This window comes from Marinobacter sp. MIT930201, assembly GCF_047122665.1.
Classification (GTDB): Bacteria; Pseudomonadota; Gammaproteobacteria; order Pseudomonadales; family Oleiphilaceae; genus Marinobacter; species Marinobacter salarius.
The window spans coordinates 52,846-71,353 of the sequence record NZ_CP138916.1; the positions used below are offsets into that span (position 1 = coordinate 52,846).

Annotated in this window: 20 protein-coding genes and 1 tRNA gene; 11 read left to right on the forward strand and 10 right to left on the reverse strand. The window is 56.6% G+C overall.

Going from position 1 to position 18,508, the window contains the following annotated elements; genetic code table 11:
- Position 1 precedes the first annotated feature (1 nt).
- Together SIC19_RS00250 and SIC19_RS00255 are read left to right on the forward strand one after the other, a co-directional pair.
- Entirely contained in the window at positions 2-940 is a 939-nt protein-coding gene (locus SIC19_RS00250; RefSeq protein ID WP_127401164.1) for an MlaD family protein, read from the forward strand.
- The gene (locus tag SIC19_RS00255) at positions 937-1,548 is read left to right on the forward strand and encodes an ABC-type transport auxiliary lipoprotein family protein (RefSeq protein WP_127401162.1); all 612 of its coding nucleotides are present in this window, start codon (positions 937-939) and stop codon (positions 1,546-1,548) included. The genes SIC19_RS00250 and SIC19_RS00255 overlap by 4 nt, the downstream gene beginning before the upstream one ends.
- Before the next feature lie 4 nt (positions 1,549-1,552).
- On the opposite strand, the gene pgsA is transcribed toward SIC19_RS00255, so the two are convergent.
- From pgsA to SIC19_RS00280, 5 genes are all read right to left on the reverse strand, one after another.
- Positions 1,553-2,110 carry a CDP-diacylglycerol--glycerol-3-phosphate 3-phosphatidyltransferase gene (gene pgsA, locus SIC19_RS00260; RefSeq protein ID WP_127401160.1) on the reverse strand — a complete coding sequence of 186 codons (558 nt, stop codon included), beginning with the start codon at positions 2,108-2,110 and terminating at the stop codon, positions 1,553-1,555.
- Between the two features lie 7 nt (positions 2,111-2,117).
- Positions 2,118-3,995 carry an excinuclease ABC subunit UvrC gene (gene uvrC, locus SIC19_RS00265; RefSeq protein WP_127401158.1) on the reverse strand — a complete coding sequence of 626 codons (1,878 nt, stop codon included), beginning with the start codon at positions 3,993-3,995 and terminating at the stop codon, positions 2,118-2,120.
- Positions 3,979-4,644, reverse strand: coding sequence for a UvrY/SirA/GacA family response regulator transcription factor (uvrY, locus tag SIC19_RS00270; protein ID WP_036207973.1), 666 nt, complete (start codon positions 4,642-4,644; stop codon positions 3,979-3,981). Before uvrY ends, uvrC begins: the two co-directional genes overlap by 17 nt.
- A gap of 110 nt (positions 4,645-4,754) precedes the next feature.
- Positions 4,755-5,006, reverse strand: a complete 252-nt coding sequence (locus tag SIC19_RS00275) for a hypothetical protein (RefSeq protein WP_036208476.1) — start codon at positions 5,004-5,006, stop codon at positions 4,755-4,757.
- A 99-nt stretch (positions 5,007-5,105) separates the two neighbouring features.
- Positions 5,106-6,713 (reverse strand): methyl-accepting chemotaxis protein, encoded by a 1,608-nt coding sequence (locus SIC19_RS00280; RefSeq protein ID WP_036207976.1) that lies wholly within the window; start codon positions 6,711-6,713, stop codon positions 5,106-5,108.
- Positions 6,714-6,924: 211 nt separating this feature from the next.
- Here SIC19_RS00280 and SIC19_RS00285 point away from each other — a divergent pair, with 211 nt between their 5' ends.
- Genes SIC19_RS00285 through SIC19_RS00295 form a run of 3 tightly spaced genes read left to right on the forward strand, consistent with a single transcriptional unit; the run spans position 6,925 to position 8,790 of the window.
- Positions 6,925-7,524, forward strand: a complete 600-nt coding sequence (locus SIC19_RS00285) for a DUF938 domain-containing protein (RefSeq protein WP_126812824.1) — start codon at positions 6,925-6,927, stop codon at positions 7,522-7,524.
- 31 nt (positions 7,525-7,555) lie between these two features.
- The gene (locus SIC19_RS00290) at positions 7,556-7,831 is read left to right on the forward strand and encodes an acylphosphatase (protein WP_036207982.1); all 276 of its coding nucleotides are present in this window, start codon (positions 7,556-7,558) and stop codon (positions 7,829-7,831) included.
- Positions 7,832-7,842: 11 nt separating this feature from the next.
- Positions 7,843-8,790 carry an AEC family transporter gene (locus SIC19_RS00295; protein ID WP_127401156.1) on the forward strand — a complete coding sequence of 316 codons (948 nt, stop codon included), beginning with the start codon at positions 7,843-7,845 and terminating at the stop codon, positions 8,788-8,790.
- 46 nt (positions 8,791-8,836) lie between these two features.
- On the opposite strand, the gene SIC19_RS00300 is transcribed toward SIC19_RS00295, so the two are convergent.
- Positions 8,837-8,927, reverse strand: a tRNA-Ser gene (locus tag SIC19_RS00300).
- 205 nt (positions 8,928-9,132) lie between these two features.
- Between SIC19_RS00300 and SIC19_RS00305 the strand changes: the two genes are divergently transcribed.
- The 3 genes from SIC19_RS00305 to SIC19_RS00315 all read left to right on the forward strand — a co-directional run bounded on the left by SIC19_RS00305 (position 9,133) and on the right by SIC19_RS00315 (position 12,807).
- Complete coding sequence (locus tag SIC19_RS00305) at positions 9,133-9,663, forward strand: isochorismatase family protein (protein WP_036207985.1); 531 nt, start codon at positions 9,133-9,135, stop codon at positions 9,661-9,663.
- 614 nt (positions 9,664-10,277) lie between these two features.
- A complete protein-coding gene (locus tag SIC19_RS00310; RefSeq protein ID WP_075196818.1) occupies positions 10,278-11,339 on the forward strand; it encodes a Glu/Leu/Phe/Val family dehydrogenase in 1,062 nt (353 codons plus the stop codon).
- A 61-nt stretch (positions 11,340-11,400) separates the two neighbouring features.
- Positions 11,401-12,807, forward strand: coding sequence for a sodium-dependent transporter (locus SIC19_RS00315; RefSeq protein WP_036207990.1), 1,407 nt, complete (start codon positions 11,401-11,403; stop codon positions 12,805-12,807).
- 4 nt (positions 12,808-12,811) lie between these two features.
- On the opposite strand, the gene SIC19_RS00320 is transcribed toward SIC19_RS00315, so the two are convergent.
- From SIC19_RS00320 to SIC19_RS00330, 3 genes are read right to left on the reverse strand one after another with little or no spacing between them, the layout of a single operon-like run.
- Positions 12,812-14,002, reverse strand: a complete 1,191-nt coding sequence (locus SIC19_RS00320) for an MFS transporter (protein ID WP_127401154.1) — start codon at positions 14,000-14,002, stop codon at positions 12,812-12,814.
- Between the two features lie 9 nt (positions 14,003-14,011).
- Positions 14,012-14,839, reverse strand: a complete 828-nt coding sequence (locus tag SIC19_RS00325; RefSeq protein ID WP_127401152.1) for a CheR family methyltransferase — start codon at positions 14,837-14,839, stop codon at positions 14,012-14,014.
- 41 nt (positions 14,840-14,880) lie between these two features.
- Positions 14,881-15,813, reverse strand: coding sequence for a chemotaxis protein CheV (locus tag SIC19_RS00330; RefSeq protein ID WP_127401150.1), 933 nt, complete (start codon positions 15,811-15,813; stop codon positions 14,881-14,883).
- Positions 15,814-16,011: 198 nt separating this feature from the next.
- On the opposite strand from SIC19_RS00330, the gene flgA reads away from it, so the two are divergent.
- The 3 genes from flgA (at position 16,012) to SIC19_RS00345 (ending at position 17,699) form a co-directional block, all read left to right on the forward strand.
- Positions 16,012-16,716: a flagellar basal body P-ring formation chaperone FlgA gene (flgA, locus tag SIC19_RS00335; protein ID WP_091642089.1), complete on the forward strand. Its 705-nt coding sequence runs from the start codon at positions 16,012-16,014 to the stop codon at positions 16,714-16,716.
- 178 nt (positions 16,717-16,894) lie between these two features.
- Positions 16,895-17,221, forward strand: a complete 327-nt coding sequence (gene flgM / locus SIC19_RS00340) for a flagellar biosynthesis anti-sigma factor FlgM (RefSeq protein ID WP_036208006.1) — start codon at positions 16,895-16,897, stop codon at positions 17,219-17,221.
- 7 nt (positions 17,222-17,228) lie between these two features.
- Positions 17,229-17,699 carry a flagella synthesis protein FlgN gene (locus tag SIC19_RS00345; protein ID WP_036208010.1) on the forward strand — a complete coding sequence of 157 codons (471 nt, stop codon included), beginning with the start codon at positions 17,229-17,231 and terminating at the stop codon, positions 17,697-17,699.
- Between the two features lie 42 nt (positions 17,700-17,741).
- Here SIC19_RS00345 and SIC19_RS00350 read toward each other — a convergent pair whose 3' ends face one another.
- Positions 17,742-18,479, reverse strand: a complete 738-nt coding sequence (locus SIC19_RS00350; protein WP_036208013.1) for a hypothetical protein — start codon at positions 18,477-18,479, stop codon at positions 17,742-17,744.
- Between the last annotated feature and the right edge of the window lie 29 nt (positions 18,480-18,508).

Consider the following 18,508-nt stretch of genomic DNA (forward strand, 5'->3'; position numbering starts at 1 on the left):
TATGGAACCCAGAGCACATCACGTCCTGATTGGGCTGTTCACACTGGTCGCGCTTGCCGGCACCCTCGCGTTCGCCTTGTGGCTGGGCCAGGCGGGCAACGACCGCGACTATGCCTGGTACGAAATCATTTTCGACCGGGGCGTCAGCGGGCTCTCTGAAGGCAGTCCGGTCAAATACAGCGGCATTGAGGTGGGCGATGTGGCCGAACTGAGCCTCGACCCGAGTGACCCTCGCAACGTCAGGGCGCTCATTCGGGTCTACGACGATGTGCCCATCAAGGAAGACACCCGGGCAGGCCTGGCGTTGACGAACATTACCGGCAGCATGAACGTTGAACTGAAGGGCGGCACCCCTGGAAGCCGAAAGCTAACGGGAAACCGCGAATCCCCACCGACCATTCCGGCCGAGCCATCGGCCTTTACTACCCTGATGGCTTCCAGTGAGGAGCTGTTTGCCAAGCTCGATCAATTCCTTTCCAACGCAAATGCCATGGTGTCTGAGGAAAACTCCCGAAACCTCACCCGTAGCCTCAAGAACATCGAGGCCGTGTCGTCAGGATTGATGGATCAACGCAGCGAACTGAGCAATCTGGTAACGAGTTTCGATCAACTCAGCGTACAAACCAGGGCCACGCTGGAGACCTTCCGTCGATTTGGCAACACAGCAAACAATCTGCTCGATAAGGAAGGCCGCCAGTTGATGACCACTGCGCAAAGCGCCATGGACTCACTGGAAACCGCTACTGCGCGGCTGGAAGCGCTCACCGCCCGAAACGAGGGCTCCCTCGACCAGGGAATGCAGGGCATCGGTGAACTGGCGCCAGCCATGCGGGAACTGAGATCAACTCTGCAAAACATGGATAGCCTTATCCACCGCCTGGAAGACGACCCGGCCGGCCTTCTGCTGGGCCGCGAACCGATACAGGAGTTCAATCCATGACACTGATAGCATTACGGGCACTGCTCTGTGTAACCGTCGCAGCCATGTTATCCGCTTGCACCCTGTTCCCGGATCGACCGGCCAATCGGTTATTCCAGTTACCCGCTTCCACGGTTGAGGAATCCATCACTGGCGACAAACCGTTCAGCACGACCCTCCGGTTCGTAACGCCCCTTGCCGAAGGCCCTGTTGATAGCTCGCGAATCCTGGTGAAACCGGAGGGCAACGAAATAAAGGCCTATCAGGGCGCGCGCTGGAGCAACAAGTCCCCTATTCTGGTTCGGGACCAACTGATCGACGCCTTTCGACGGGATGGCCGCTTCGCTGGCATTATTACCGGGACCAGCCCTGCCCGTAGTGATCTGACCATGGCCGGTGAACTCAGTGCGTTCCAGAGTGAGTATCAGGACGGCATGCCAGTAGCGCTAATAAGACTGGACCTGCATCTCATCGACGAGCGCACCCGCAATACCCTTGCCAGCAAACGCTTTGAGTACCGGCATCCGGCGAGAGGGGAGCAAGTGGAGGCAATCGTGGAGGCGTTTGGCGAGGCCAGCAACGCGCTGGCCCAAGAGGTAATCCGATGGACGGCTGAGCAGCGCCCTTAGCCCGTCAACCCTGGTGCTTGTCCGGGAAAAGGTCCGGCCAGGCGGCCTTGAGATAGAGAATCATTGACCAGAATGTCAGTACCGCCGCCACGTACAACAGCACCGTGCCGGCCTGGGCCCAGACGACACCGGGAGGGAACGCCAGCAGCATGATAATGGCCACCATCTGCGCCGTTGTCTTGATCTTGCCAATGTAGGAAACCGCCACACTTGCGCGGCTGCCAATTTCCGCCATCCACTCCCTCAGCGCTGAAATCACGATTTCCCGCCCAATAATTACCGTGGCGGGAATTGTCAGAATGAAACTCGCGTGGGCTTCAATCAGCACAGTCAGTGCTACAGCCACCATGAGTTTGTCAGCAACAGGGTCCAGAAAGGCGCCGAAAGGTGTGCTCTGGTTCAGTTTCCGGGCCAGGTAACCATCCAGCCAGTCCGTTGCCGCCGCCAGCGCAAACAGGCCGGCGCTGACAAGATAGCTCCACTGCGCCGGCAGGTAGTAGATAATCACGAAAACCGGGATCATCAGAATCCGGGAAAGGGTGAGAATGTTCGGTAAATTCATGCTATCCCTACTCGTCATGCAGTACTGCGTAGATGGTTTCTGCCAGGTTCCTGCTGATTCCCTGAACCTTGGACATTTCGTCGATACTGGCCTTGCGTAGCTCCTGGATTCCGCCAAAATAACGTATCAGATCGCGGCGGCGCTTGGGCCCTACACCCTCGATTCCTTCAAGGGTGGATTGCCGGCGTTTCTTGTCACGTCGAGCGCGATGGCCTGTGATGGCGAAACGGTGCGATTCGTCACGAATATGCTGGATCAGGTGCAGTGCCGGTGAGTCCGCGGGAACCCGATAGAGATCACCGGTCATGGCATCAATCAACTGTTCCATGCCCGCACGCCGGGTGACACCCTTGGCAACACCAATCAGCGGAATGTCCGTAACACCAAGCTCATCAAACACTTCCCGGGCAATGTTCAACTGGCCCTTACCACCGTCGATGAACACCAGGTCCGGGCGTTTGCCCTCACCTGCCACCATGCGTTTATATCGGCGCGTCAGAACCTGGCGCATGGCTCCGTAGTCATCGCCGCCAGTGACACCCTCGATATTGTAGAGCCGGTAGTCGCTTTTCAGCGGCCCATTCTCGTCGAAAACCACGCAGGATGCGACTGTGTTTTCACCATGGCTATGACTGATGTCAAAGCACTCCATGCGTGACGGCGTTTCCGTCAGATCCAGCAGGTCACGCAGGGCCAGCAGGCGGCGATAGACCGTTTCCTTGCTGGCCAGGTGGGTCAGCAGTGTCTGGCGGGCATTGGTCATTGCCAGATCCAGCCAGCGCCGACGCTCCCCGCGCACGTTCTTGCGTACCCGGGTGTCACGACCGGCGGATTCTGTCAGCGCCTGGGACAGCAGTTCCTGGCCGTCGACGTCCACCGGCACCAGGATGTCCGGTGGAATTTCCCGGCGGGTGCTACCGCCGAAATAATACTGCCCCAGAAAAGCACTTAACAACTCAGCTTCTGACTGCTCAATACTGTATCGCGGAAAATAGTCCTTGGTACCGAGCACGCGCCCACCGCGTACGATGATCACCACGATGCACACCACACCGGCATCTTGAGCAATGGCAACCACATCAGCATCACCCCCTTCGCCGTCCACGCTTTGCTGCTCCTGAACGTGCCGCAGGTGATTTATCTGGTCGCGGTAGGCACCGGCTTTCTCAAATTCCAGATTCTTCGCCGCGGTTTCCATGGCCGCCATCAGATCCTGCAGGATCGCGGGGTTCTTGCCTTCGAGGAACATGGTGGCGTGGCGCATGTCCTCCCGATAATCCTCGGGGGAAATATAGTCGACACAGGGTGCCGTGCAACGGTTGATCTGATACTGCAGGCAAGGTCGGGTTCTGTTTCTGAAATAGCTTTCACTACAGGATCTTATACGGAAAATCTTTTGTAGAATGTTAAGACTTTCCTTGACCGCTCCAGAGCTCGGAAATGGTCCATACCAGGTACCACCGCCTTTCTTCGTGCGCCCCCTGCGAAACGTCAGGGAGGGATAATCGTCGTGTGAGGAAAGGTAGATATAGGGATAGGATTTATCATCCCGCAGCAGGATATTGTAAGGCGGCCGCAGGGATTTGATCAGGTTCTGTTCAAGCAGCAGCGCTTCGGTTTCACTGCTGGTGATGGTGACTTCGATGGAGTCAATTCGGGAGACCAGGGCTTCGGTCTTGGGCGCCAGGCCGGACTTGCGGAAGTAGCTGGTCACCCGTTTCTTGAGGTTCCGGGCCTTACCCACATACAGCACATTGCCAGCGGCGTCGTACATGCGGTAAACGCCGGGCCGCTCGGTCAACTGTTTCAGGAAGCTATTGGTGTCGAACTCCCTGTTGTTCCCTGCCTCGGCAGAATCAGCCGGTGCGTCAGACCTTGTCGGCATCGAGCAACCCGAGCCTGACCGCCATCAGCGCCAACTCAACGTCACTGGAAATTTCCAGCTTCTCGAAAATGCGGTAGCGGTAACTGTTTACAGTTTTTGGGCTGAGGCAAAGCTTGTCGGAAATGTCCTGCACTTTCTGGCAGTCCACCACCATCATGGCAATCTGCATTTCGCGCTCGGACAAACGGTCAAACAGGGATAGCTCGCCGTCTTCGTCCCTCGCATCGCCGCCTCCAAGCTGCTTGAGCGCCATTTTCTGGGCAATTTCCGGGCTGATGTAACGCTGCCCGGAATGCGCCATGCGGATGGCACGCACCATTTCCTTGATGTCGGCGCCCTTGGTGATATAAGCCGATGCGCCGGCCTGCATCACCCTCGTTGGATAGGGGTCATCAGCACAGGCAGTCACCACGATCACCCGCACAGCGTCGTCAATGCGCAGGATTCGCCGTGTCGCTTCCAGCCCCCCGATACCAGGCATGCGGATGTCCATCAACACGATATCCGGGCTGTCTTTACGCACAGAATCAATAGCATCCTCGCCTGAAGATGCTTCGCCGATGACTTCAATATCGGGGTTGTCCGCCAGCATCCGGGTAATACCGGACCTGACCAGTTCATGGTCGTCTACAACCAATACCCTGATCAAAACTCACCTCGCACGCGGCTTTTATGGGAATTTACGAATTGTACCGGTTAAGGGTTCCCGACGGTAGATGCATCCATCAATACCGGGACCCACTGCTCAGGACACAATCATCAGCGGGGCACGCCCAGGCTTGCGGTATTCTCTACCGGATCGAACCAGACCACCAGATCCCCCCGCCGAGCCGCCGATTTTACCCGCTCACGCTCTGCCATGGGGTTCTCAGTGTCGTTCAGGCCGTGGTACCGAGTGCAGTATTCGTCAACCAGCCCGTCAAGCTGGTCCTCTGAAAGCAGCCCCACATCCACTACGAATTTCTCTTCACGTGGGTCCGGCTGGGGCTCGTGGCCTGCTTCGTCGGTCATTTTCAACTCCACCTCAAAGCAGCCATGGTAATGGGTTTGGCGAGGCTGTAGAAGACCGATTATCAGGCTTTTTTTCACCACTTGGCGTTGACCGCTCGGTCAGGCTGCCTTAAACCGGGAAATCAGTTGACGCATGGTGACCGATTCCTGTCTCAGGTATTCACTGATCTGGCGGGTGTTATCAACACTGGTGATCAGGGAACCCGAACTGTCATCAAGCGCCCTTGACCGCCGCCCGACACGGTCAATCTCTTCCCTCTGAACCGCAACCGCATCCCCAATTTCAGCACTGCGAAGCTCCAGCTCCGTGAACTGACTCGCAAGACGCTCCAGGTGGTCTTTCAGGGCATCAAGGTTCCGCCGGTTCATGCCACCGGCATCGCGCATTTCGTCCAGCAGGTCCTCAACGCCGGAAACCCCGGTTACCAGGTCGGTCACCCATTGGCGAATTTCCCTGGTGGAGTCCGACGTACGCTTCGACAGGGTGCGCACTTCGTCTGCCACCACGGCAAATCCCCGACCGTGTTCGCCGGCACGGGCCGCTTCAATCGCTGCATTCAATGCCAGCAAATTGGTCTGCTCCGCGATATCGGCAATGACGCCGATCACGCTCTCGATTTTGCCCGAGGATTCACTCAATGCCTGGATAGATAGGGACACCCGGCCAATTACCTCCACCGTGTGTTCAGCTGCCTGCTCACTGTTTCTGAGCCCTTCCTGAACCACCGCATTGGCCGCCACGGCATCTCGAACCGTAGTGGCTGAGTTCTCGGTGGCTAAATCAATGGCCGACGCCTGGTTCGCAATGGCCGCCATTGACTGGCTGACATCATGAATCTGCCGGCGGGTAGTATCAGTGGACGCCTGGACGTCCTCTGCCTGAGAGTCCAACGATGTGGACCGGTCATTGATGCTGTGGGCAGCCGTTCTCACTTCTCCGATAAAGAGCTCAAACCGGCTAACCAACCCTACCAGCGCGCGCGTCACACCAGCCACTTCATCGTGTCCGGTAATAACCGGGCGCCGGGAAAGATCTGAGGTCTCGTCCATTTCCCGGAGGCCGGACTCCAGCAACTGCAGGCGGCCAATCACTGAGCGCCGAAGCCAGAGCGTCATCAAGACCACAGACATCAGGAATACAGCAGAGCCCGCCAACAGCCAGATTTTCTGGGCATCCAGAAAGGCCAGCAGGTCCTGACTACGAACTTCAATGATGTTGCGGCTGGCTTCCTTACGGTTGTTGATCGCCGTGAGCATCGGGCCGAGGGCCGGGAACAAGTCAAAATCCACCACTTGCCCTACTCGATAGTAGCTCCGTCCTTCGATACCCGGTCTCATGGATTCGATGAGCGCCAGCACGCTCTCGAACAACGCTCGATTATCCGTCGCCCACTCGCTCAGCCCGGCATTGTCCTCGATAGCACGCCAGTGCTCCGGCAGCACCTCGGTCAATGCCTGGAATTCCGCATCGATTTCATCCCAGAGCATCAGCTGCGCCTTGATCTTGTAGGCGAGGTCCTGCAGCCGGCGATGGTCCTGTTCAAGATCTTCCAGCAGCCACGACTCCATAAGACTTTCCCGAACCAATGCCTCTGAAGCGGACTCCGCACGGGTCATAATGCTCGATGACAGGGCCGCCAATGCGGCCAAAGCAAACACCGATAGAAAGGAAAAGAACAGAATACGGCTGCGGACAGTTCTGAGCATGGTATCTCCACTGGGGGTATCGTCCAATGGAGCTTATGCCTGTTTTGTGACACTTTTATGTCGCGAATGGCGCCATTTTCCAGTCGGAAAGCCTCCGATAGACCATCATCGAATGTCGAATACGCGGGAAATCCCCTACGCTCATTCTTTTACCCATTGCGCCCAGCGCGATATTCTTTAGGTTGGCACTGATTCCGAATAGGCGTAAACGATGGTCCACAGCAAGCCTTTCTCACAGGCCTGTGTAAATAACAGGCAACCAATACTGGAATGCATCAAAACGGTGTTCACCGAGCCGGCCACCATATTGGAAATTGGAACGGGAACGGGGCAACACGCTGTTTATTTTGCAGCAGAGCTCCCCCACCTGACGTGGCAGCCCAGTGATCGGCCTGGAGGCGCCGATCATTCCCTCGGCTGGATCCAGGAGGCTGACCTTGCCAATATTCGCCCACCTCTAGAACTGGACGTTTCCCTGGGAAGCTGGCCGGTAGACACCATTGATGGCGCCTATTCCGCCAACACGGCTCACATCATGTCGTGGGAAGAGGTAGAGGCAATGTTCGCCGGGCTGGCTAAACGCCTCATTGCCGGCGGCCTGTTCTGCCTCTATGGGCCGTTTAATTATGAGGGGCAATTTACCAGCGACAGCAATCGACAGTTCGATCACCACCTGCGGAGTCAGGCCCCGCACATGGGCATCAGGAACATGGATGACATGCTGGAACTGGCGGGCCGAGTTCGGTTCGGGCTTGAAAGCGATTTCGAAATGCCTGCCAACAATCGACTGCTGGTATGGCGCAAACTGTAAAAAGCCACTCTATGTCAGGAGGGATCACGCAATGAGCCACCAGAGACTCACAATGCTGATCAGCGGCAAGGTCCAGGGCGTCTGCTATCGCGCCTCCGCGGCCGACATGGCCAACAGCCTGGGTGTTACCGGCTACGCCAGAAACCTGCCGGATGGCCGCGTAGAAATTGTTGCAGAGGGCTCACCGGCGTCACTGGTTTCGCTCAGACAGTGGTGCCGGGACGGCCCTCCCTCGGCAATCGTCGACAAAATCAACACCACCGAAGACTCTGCAACCGGTGAGTTCACTAACTTTGGAGTTCGGTAACCACCGGCTGGATGACACTACTCGGAACATTTCTTCACACCCTTGAGACCACGCTGCCGGTATTCGCCATGGTGTTTATCGGCCTTGGTCTCAGGCGGCTCGGCTGGATCGATACCAACTTTATTAACACGGCGTCGGCACTGGTCTTCCGCGCGACTCTGCCAACCCTGGTATTCCTCAGTATTGTACGCGCGGACCTGGATACCACCCTCAACCCCGCACTGCTTGGATTCTTCGTAGCCGCCACCCTCGCCAGCTTCCTCTTCTGCTGGCTTTGGGCCATACGTGCCGCACCAGCGATTGACCGGGGTGTGTATGTGCAGGGCGCTTTCAGGGGCAACTGCGGTATTGTGGGCCTCGCCCTGGCGGCCAGCCTCTATGGCGACTTTGGGCTTTCCGCCGGGGGTCTTCTCCTGGGCGTGGTCATTATTTCCTACAATGCGCTCTCTGTGGTTGTCCTGACAGCCTACCAGCCGGGCCAGACGGCCAGCTGGGGGCGCATTCTCGGTGATATCGGGCGCAACCCGCTCATTCTGGCGGTGGTCATCGCCGTTCCCTTCGCCTGGTCCGGGTTACAACTGCCGAACTGGCTGATGACCAGCGGTGACTATTTCGCCTCACTTACCTTGCCCCTGGCGCTGATGTGCATTGGCGGCACGCTCTCCTTGAGCGCCATGCGTACCGATCGCAAGCTGGCGATCAGTGCCAGTGTGATGAAGATGGTGACGTTACCGGTATTGTGTACGTTCGCTGCCTGGCTGGCCGGGTTTGAAGGGCGCGAACTTGGGCTGATGTTCCTGTTCTTCGCCAGCCCGACAGCCGCCGCCAGTTTTGTCATGGTCAAGGCGCTGGGCGGCAACGACCGCCTGGCAGCCAATATCGTGGCTTTGACCACGTTAATGGCCAGTGTAACGGTTACGGCGGGGGTGTTTGTGTTGCGGACGGCAGGGGTGGCTTAAGTGACATGCAATAAAAAACCCCAGCATCTCTGCTGGGGTTTTGTATTGGCGGAGAGGGAGGGATTCGAACCCTCGATACGCTATTAACGTATACACACTTTCCAGGCGTGCGCCTTCAGCCACTCGGCCACCTCTCCAATACTCTTTAAATAATCCGTTCCAAATCAGCAACGTTGTCGCTCATTTGAGGGCGCAAACTCTAATGGTTTTATCCCGGTTTGGCAACTCCAATTTTCAAATCCTTTTCCGACCAACCTCGATGCCCACAGAAACATGATGGCCGTCTATGCGATAATGGCCAAGATAGCCGATTCCCTAGACACTGTCCGGAGGCGACCCGTTATGATGATGAAAGCCGACGAATCCACGCTGGTACTGATTGACCTCCAGAAAAAACTCATGCCTGTCATCAGCCACGGAAATTTAATGCTGGCAGAGAGCGTTAGACTTGCGCAGATTGCCAAGCTGCTTGATGTGCCGGTGATTGCCACGGAACAGATCCCGGAGAAGCTTGGACACAACGACGAACAGATCAGTGCTCTCGCTGATCAAACCTTGTCCAAGACTCACTTTGATGCCTGCGGTGGAGGGCTGGTGGAGGCCATTGCCGATAACCGGAAACAGGTGGTTATTGGCGGTTGCGAAGCGCATGTATGCCTGTTGCAAACCGCCCTATCCCTCCTCGCTGCGGGTTTTCGTGTATGGGTGGTGGAAAACGCGACCGGCTCACGCCATGACAACGACCGGGATGCTGCCCTGGAACGAATGCAGCAGGCCGGGGCCGTTATCGTAACGCTTGAGATGGTGGCTTTTGAGTGGATGCGGGACTGCGAGCACCCACGTTTCCGGGAAGTTCAGAAACTGATCAAGTGACGAAGCGAATATCACCAATGCTGTCACTGGAATTACATCAGGGTTCCAGTGAGACACATTAGGGAAACTCTTGCTGAATTGGGGCGCCCCAAATATTTACGTTTACGTAAAGTAGATGTATCTGCCTGTTACCGCTGGAATTTTCAAAATCACCAAAAAATGCATGAATTTCAACCATTGACGACGATGTAAAAGCTATCTAGTCTTCTCTCGTTGAGCCCCAAAAGGGTATCAACACATGAAATCATGCCAACCGGCCTATCTGCCGGGGCACAACAACAATATTGACCACGGAAGCCGTGATCCGGCCTGGTGGAAGAGGATTTCAGCATGTCACTGGTAAAACAGTCCCTGAGCATGGGCCCATGCGCCCACACCCTGCAACACCCTACAGCTCCTTTCCTTTCTCTGACGTTTTGTGCATCCCGATCGCTCCGGCCGGATCTTTTACGACTTCCCACATTCGTGCAATCACCAAATCCGACCGGCAGCTAATCGCGTCCAACACCCGATAGCGATTGAGTTTCGGTAGCGCCCGCAATCTACCCGCCGGCCTCCGTAACTAAGGGCGACCCCCTGTGCAAGAACAACCCGGAGCAAAAGGAATCCAAACAATGACTGTATTTACCCATCCTGAATTCGACCACCACGAACATCTGACGTTTTGCTGCGATCCGGAGACCGGGCTGCGCGCCATTATCGCCGTACACAATACCTCTCGTGGACCCGCTCTAGGCGGATGCCGCATGTATCCCTACGCCAGCGACGACGAGGCTCTGACAGACGTGCTCCGCCTGTCACGAGGAATGACCTACAAGTCGGCACTGGCCAACCTTGATCTCGGCGGCGGCAAGTCCGTCATCATCGGCGATCCACGCCAGCACAAAACCGAAGCCTTGCTCGAATCCATGGGCCGCTTCCTGGAACAGCTCGGCGGACTTTATATCGCTGCCGAGGATTCGGGCACCAGCGTAGCCGACCTCCAGGTTATGGGCCGCAAAACATCCAATGTGGCTGGTATCAGCGAACGCCCGGGTTTTGATGGCAGGCCCAGCAACGGCGACCCCTCTCCCGCTACCGCCTGGGGCACCTTCGTGGGCATTAATGCTGCCGTTAAACACAAGCTCGGCCGCAGCGACCTGGAGGGGTTGAATGTGGCGGTACAGGGCATTGGCAACGTTGGTTACCGCCTGGCCCGACACCTCAAAGAAGCAGGCGCGAAGCTTTGGGTCTACGACGTCCACCAGGATCAGATGGATCGCGCAGTGGCAGAGTTGGGCGCCACCCCGGCTACCGCCGACGAAATCCTCTACCTGCCGGTAGACGTGGTTGCGCCCTGCGCCATGGGCGCCGTCCTGAATGATCACTCCATTCGTAAGCTACAGGCCACCATCGTGGCCGGCGCCGCTAACAATCAGTTGGCTACCCCGGCTCATGACCAGGCCCTGTTCGAACGTGGAGTGCTCTATGCCCCAGACTTTGTAATCAACGCTGGCGGCATTATCGACGTGTGTTACGAGCGCAAGGGCCCCGACCCCCAGGCCGTCCGCAAACACGTTGATTCCATAGCCAATACCCTGGAGGAGATCTTCCAGCGCTCGGATCGCGATGGCCTGCCCACCGGGCAGATCGCCGATCAACTCGCAGAGGAGCGATTCCGGCATAAATCCCGTTGATGGCGGCTAAACCGCCGCCACTCACTCCCCCGAAAACAAAAACAGTAAGCAGGAGAATACAATGAGTAATGCTTCTTCATCCGCTGAAGGCGGTGCCATGGGCCAGGCGACAGCGAAGCGTGGGCTGTGGTCTTCGCGCCTGGCATTCATACTTGCCGCAACAGGCTCAGCGGTGGGCCTGGGTAATATCTGGAAATTCCCCTACATCACCGGTGAAAACGGCGGTGGTGCCTTTGTTCTGGTTTATCTGCTGTGCATTGCGGCGGTGGGTCTTCCGATCATGATGGCTGAAGTACTAGTCGGTCGCCGTGGTGGTCTCAGCCCCGTCAACAGCATGCGGGCCATAACCAGCCAGGAAGGCCTGAAACCCGCCTGGCGCTGGGTGGCTGCCGTCGGGGTTCTGGCGGGGTTCCTGATTCTATCGTTCTATTCTGTGATCGGCGGATGGGCGATTTCCTATGTGGGCACCGCCGCCACGGGCCAGTTGGCTGGCCAGTCGGCAGAGTCCATAGGTGCCATCTTCTCCGGCCTGTTGGGCGACCCGATGAAGCTGCTTCTGTGGCACACCCTGTTCATGGCGTTGGTCATGATTGTGGTTGCACGAGGCGTACGTTCCGGGCTTGAACGCGCTGTCAGTATTCTGATGCCAGCCCTGTTCGTGCTCCTGCTGATTGTCGTGGGCTATGCGATGACCACTGGCCACTTTGGTCAGGCCGTCGCCTTCCTGTTCCAGCCTGACTTCTCAAAGCTCACCACTTCGGGCGTTTTGGTTGCCCTGGGCCACGCGTTTTTCACGCTCAGCCTCGGCATGGGTGTCATGATGGCCTACGGCTCCTATCTGCCCAAAAACATCTCCATCGCCAAAACCTCCGTGACCGTCTCGATCATGGATACCGCCGTGGCCTTGTTGGCCGGGCTGGCTATCTTCCCGATCGTATTCGCCAACGGCCTTGAGCCAGGCGCCGGCCCCGGCCTGATTTTCCAAACCCTGCCACTGGCGTTCGGCCAAATGCCCATGGGCAGCCTCTTCGGTACCCTGTTCTTCGTGTTGCTGATCTTTGCCGCCTGGACATCCGGCATTTCCCTGCTGGAGCCGATTGTTGAATGGCTTGAGGAACAGAAAGGTATGAACCGCACGGTGAGTACCGTCGGGGCAGGCATCGTGTGCTGGTTATTGGGTGTGGCCTCCGTGCTTTCGCTAAACCTGTGGTCGGACGTGACACCGCTGGGCATGTTTGCGATGTTCGAAGGCAAAACCATCTTCGACCTTCTGGACTTCCTGACCGCTAATATCCTGTTGCCCCTGGGCGGACTGCTGGTCGCCGTGTTTGTCGGCTGGACAATGTCTCGACAGGCGCTGGAAAGCGAACTGGGCATGTCAGCGGGCACATTCTCGCTCTGGTATCGCGTACTGCGTTACTTCACACCCGTTGCTGTAGCCATCGTCTTCGTCTACAACCTGGTATAAACATTCAAGCGGGATGCCGGCCCCTATTCTGGGGCCGGCTCATCAGCCAAACGGCCATCAAGACACCGTGTAACACCAGGAACGGTATGGCAATCAGCAACAATCCATTCCAGTCAAACGCCGCCAATACCGCACCAGCACTCAGTGCAGCTGTCGCCTGCGAGCCGAATACCATCAGGTCGTTGAGCCCCTGAACACGGAACCGCTCCTCATCGCGATATCCCTGCGGTAATAGCGTGGTGCCGCCGACGAACAGGAAGTTCCAGCCTACCCCCAACAGGATGAGTGCAAACAGGTAGTGGTGAAAGCTGATACCGCTGAACGCCAGGGCCACACACCCCAGATAGGCCAGCAATCCCAGGCCCATCATCCTTGGAATACCCACCACACGAATGAACCAGCCACTGATCAGCGACGGCAAATACATGGCCATGATGTGAATCTGAATGACCCACTTGGCATCTTCAAGCGGGTGGTCGGCCACTTCCGTCATACTCAGTGGTGTTGCCGTCATGATAAAGCTCATGAGGGCATAACCGATGGCCGCGGAACTGATCGCCGCCCAAATGACCGGTTGCCTCAGGATGTCAGACATCGGGCGACCGCCCTCCCCCAAGGCTTCCCGTACTCGCTCCCCGCTGGCGCGGTACCCGAAAACCAATACGACCATGGCAACCACCTGCACGACACTCAGTGCAAGCCATCCCCCCATGAAAGGGTACTCGGCTTGACCTCCACCGCCCAAAAGCGCAATTTCCGGCCCCAGCCACGCCGCTACTAGGCCGCCTAGAAGCACCCTGGCTGCTGCGGAGCCAGCCATCTCGGGCGCTACCGACTCCATGGCCGCAAAGCGGTATTGGTGAACCACCGCCAGCCCGGTTCCGCCCACAACCGCCGCAGCGCACAAGAACGGGAAACTCGCACTCCAGGCTGCCAGCGCACCGAACAACCCGGACACCACACCCGCCAGCGTGCCAAGCAACATAACCGGCTTGCGCCCCAGGCGTTCCATCAGCCACGTAGCAGGCTTTATAGCCAGGACCGTTCCAACTACCACAAGGCCCACGGGCAAGGTTGCCCACTCAGGTGATGGCGCCAGAAGACGTCCGTGAATGCTTCCGATAAAGACGATGAAAGGCGCTGTACACATGGCAAGCGCCTGGGCGGCGACCAGTATCCATACATTGATCGGCATTGGGTGGGCCTATTTCTTGCGGTAGATGATCCCAGGGTGGCACTGCACCATTTCGTAGAGATGAGGCAACCCGTTCAGCGATTCCGATGCTCCCAGTATCAGGTAACCACCGGGATTGAGAGTGGCATGGATACGGGTCAGGATGTCCTTTTTAAGCTCTGCCGAAAAGTAGATCAGTACGTTCCGGCACATAACAATGTCAAACTTCCCGAGCATGTAGCGTTCAAGCAGGTTCAGCTCCCTGAATTCCACCATGCTCTTGATTTGCGGTCGGATCTGCCAACTGCCATTCATGGCGGGAGTGAAAAACTGCTTTTGCCGCTCGGGTGACAGGCCCCGGCCAATGGCGATCATTTCGTACTCGCCACGGCGCGCAACCTCTAGAACGCTTTTGGAGATGTCGGTGGCGGTGATCTTCACATCCCGCAGCCTACCCGGCCGCTGGCGACGAAATTCTTCAATAATCATCGCTACCGAATAGGGCTCCTGGCCTGTCGAACAGGCTGCAGACCAGATACGAAGTGACTGCGCTGATTTTCTGTCGCCGAATTCCGGCAGCAGCTTTTCCTGCAGGATGCGGAACGGGTGATTGTCCCGAAACCAGAGGGTTTCATTCGTCGTCATCGCGTCGATCACGACTTCCTTCAAACTGCTACGTCCGGTTCGCTTCACGCGATCCAGCAGATCACCCAGGGTACTTAGCTTGTTCTCTTCCATGATCCGCCGTAAACGGCTTTTTACCAGATACTGCTTGTTCTCCCCGAGCAAAATGCCACACGCATCCTGCAGGAATGATTTAAAGGCCTCGTATTCCTGTGGCGTTATTTCAGCTTTCATTGGATCTCATTATCGAGTGAGTCGGGAGTAACGGAGGAGCGTCACTGCTCGCGGTCAACAATCTCCATGACCCTTTCAGCCAACTCATCGGGGCTGAACTTAGCCATAAAATCGTCAGCGCCTACCTTCTGCACCATCGCCTTGTTGAACACGCCACTCAGGGACGTGTGCAGCATGATAAATACATCCTTGATTGCAGGCTCATTTTTACACTTGGTGACCAGAGTGTACCCGTCCATTTCCGGCATTTCGACATCGGATATGATCAAACACAGGTGATCGATGGCGCGAGAGCCATCTGCCGTAACTTCTTTTAGGTAATCCAAGGCCTGCTTGCCATCATTTTTTGTCACCACTTCCATACCGATAGCCGTGAGGCAACGCTCGATCTGACGTCGGGCCACTGCGGAATCATCCACGACAAGCACTGGCAGATGACCGGGCACCCGCTCTGAACTGCGGTTGCGAACGTCTTCGGTGACATCTTCCTCAAACGGCGACACTTCAGACAGGATCTTTTCAACATCGATAATCTCAATCAGCTTGTCTTCAAAGTGCGTTACCGCTGTCAGGTAAACGTCTTTGCCCGCCCCCTTGGGTGGCGGCAGGATGTCTTCCCAGTTCATATTCACGATGCGGTCGACACCAGCCACCAGGAAACCCTGGGTTTTTCGGTTGTACTCAGTAATGATCACGAAGCTGGTGGCCATCTCTTCCTTGGGAATACCGGGAAGCCGGATTGACATACCAAGGTCAATGATAGGGATGGTCTCGCCACGAATATGGGCCACGCCCCGAACCATAGGGCGACTGTTCGGCAACGACGACAGCCTGGGGCACTGCAACACTTCCTTGACCTTGAAGACGTTGATGCCGTACATCTGCCGGCCACGAAGGCGAAATAACAGAAGCTCCAGACGATTCTGGCCCACCAGCTGGGTGCGCTGATTTACACTGTCCAATACCCCTGCCATCGTTTATATCTCCCACTCGAAACGTCTTGCTGCCGGCACGCATCTTGCTGCGTTATTCTAGAAAGTCGCGTGGAACCGGCTATGTGCCGGTTTATTGACTCACTCGATAGGCTTAACGGCCGAATCCGGAAATCATTAGGATATTCCTGAACTCGGGGCTTTACCCGGTTAATGACAGCATAGGACAAACTGCCGCGTATGCGCATTACCAATTTCGCCATCATATTGTTATTCGCCGTAACAGCCGGCCCGGCAATGGCCTCCACGACCACGGCCGAACAAATTCAAAGCAGCGCGGAACAATTTCTGGAGGCATTTTCAGAGGCTCAGGCAAACGAAGGCTTTACGGTTTCCCACGATACTGGCCAACTCGACGCACGCCTCTCGCTCGCAACCTGTGATACCCCACTCAGCGTATCGTTCAGCGGCGACCCCTGGAGAACCACCCAACCCTCGCTACTGGTTTCCTGCGAGGGCGAGCGCCCCTGGCGCATGTTCCTTCCGGTATCCGTCACGATAACCGGTGAAGCCATGGTCGCCGCCCGCCCCCTGGGGCGCGGCGAACGACTGACAAAAGCGGCAATACAGTCGGATAACGTGGTGGTGAATTCGATTCGACGGGGCGCAATAACCAATGTCGACCAGTTAATGGGCATGGAAATGCGCCGCGGCGTGAACGCCGGTACCGTATTTACACCGGATTTGGTGCTGGCTCCGGCAGCGATCGAACGCGGAGACCATGTTATCATCAGCGCCCGCAGCGGAAATTTTTCGGTAAACTCAAGGGGTAAGGCCCTGGCTAGTGCCGGGATTGGAGAACAGGTTCTGGTTGAGAACCTCTCGTCCTCCCGCACCGTGCGTGCCCGTGTGACTGCTCCCGGGCATGTCGAGATTCCCATGTAACCTCGTTCCCGGCATTGATTCACCGGAAACGGCAATCTGTTGCCGGTTTTTTGGAAAGATGACAAGAGTGTCATTTAACTCTTGCAAAAATCGCTAAAGAAACGTCAGGCCATGCCGATAGACAGGTATGAAATTTTGGAGCCGCCCAACGCGGCCGACCAGTTAAGCAGGTAACGTTATGTCAGTTGACTTTAATGGAATAGGCCCAGGCCAGGTCAACACCCAGAAAACCACGGCCGATAAATCTTCCGCTACCCAGAGCACTCAGCCCTCTACAGCTGAGCAGGCAAAGACCCAGGCGCAAGGCGCCCGTGGTGAAAATGTCAATTTGAGCAGCCAGGCGAAGAACCTGAAACAGCTCGAACAAAAGCTCGGCAGTTATCCGGAAATGGACGATGACCGTATCGAGCAGATCCGCTCTGCCCTTGAAAGCGGCTCCTACAAGGTTGATGCAGAGAAACTGGCCCAGAAAATGCTTGAGATGGATGAAAGCATTTTCGGGTGAGTAGATCATGGCCGCAATTGATGAACTGAAAGACCTTTTATCTCAGGATATCCGTCAACTCGAATCCCTGGCGGATGTCCTGCAGCAGGAAAAAGCCTGCCTTTCCACATCTGATATCCGTAAACTCGAATCACTGACTGGCGAGAAAAACACTCTGTTGGGTCAGATTCGTGAACGGGCCAAACTCAAAATCCGCCTTCTGGTGTCGATGGGGTTTCGACCTGAAAACGGAGCACCCTCACGGTTTATTCTCAGCGCCGGCCTGTCAGATGTTTACGACTTGTGGCGGGAGGCCGACGAACGCCTTAAGACCTGTCACCAGTTGAATAGCAATAATGGGCGGGTTGTCAGTCACCTTCAGAAGCGCCTTTCACGTCTTACTGATATATTCCGCGGCGTTTCCGGGCACCAGACCCTCTACGGTGCTCAGGGCGAGCAAAAGGCCGTATCACACCGTACCGTTCTGGCGAGCGCCTGACGGCTTCTGGGCTCCGCAAACGTCGGAGCCCAACGCATCCCATCAGCGAGTATAGATCGTCATCTGTGAATCGGGATGGAAGCGGATATTGTCGAGTGCAATGTTCCCCATGGACGGTCCCTGACTGCCGCTGACCCGTATATTGTCCATGCGGATCTGTTCGATCCTTTCCGGGAACGCCAGGGTGAGTCCGCCATCGTCACGAACCGTGTAACGGGGAACATCATCCCGATAATGCACACCGGATATCGTAAGATCAGAATCCAGGAAGTTCAGCACCGGCACGAAAATGTTCGCTGTTAGTTTCAGGCCTTCGATGACATCCGGATCAACCTCTCCTGTCCCGTCGTTACTTCCGGTCATGGCAGATACCGTGGCGATACGATCCAACAAGGATTGATCACCCTGCCCCGACACGCCGGCCATCTCGTCATCATTAAGCGGCGCCAAACCGGCACGCTCGTACAATTGCGCGGCGTCCGTAACGTCTCGTGAATCATTCGTGGTGCTGCCAGCGGCAAAACTGACCAATGGCTGAAAAGGCAATACCGCCATGGTGACCAGTGCAGCCGCGTTGCGGTAACGGGATTGGTGCTTGAGAACCCGATGCAACTCGCGCTCGGTAATCCAGCCGGACTGTATAAACACCTCGCCGAGCCGCTGACCGGTCTCATGCTGTAGGCGCAAGCCCTCTTCCAACTGAATTTCGGAAAGGTATCCCCGGTTTATCAGCAACCGACCGAGACGGGATTTTTCTTCGAAGCCCTGACGGATTTTCAAGGTATGCCTCCAATAGCTTCACAGTGATT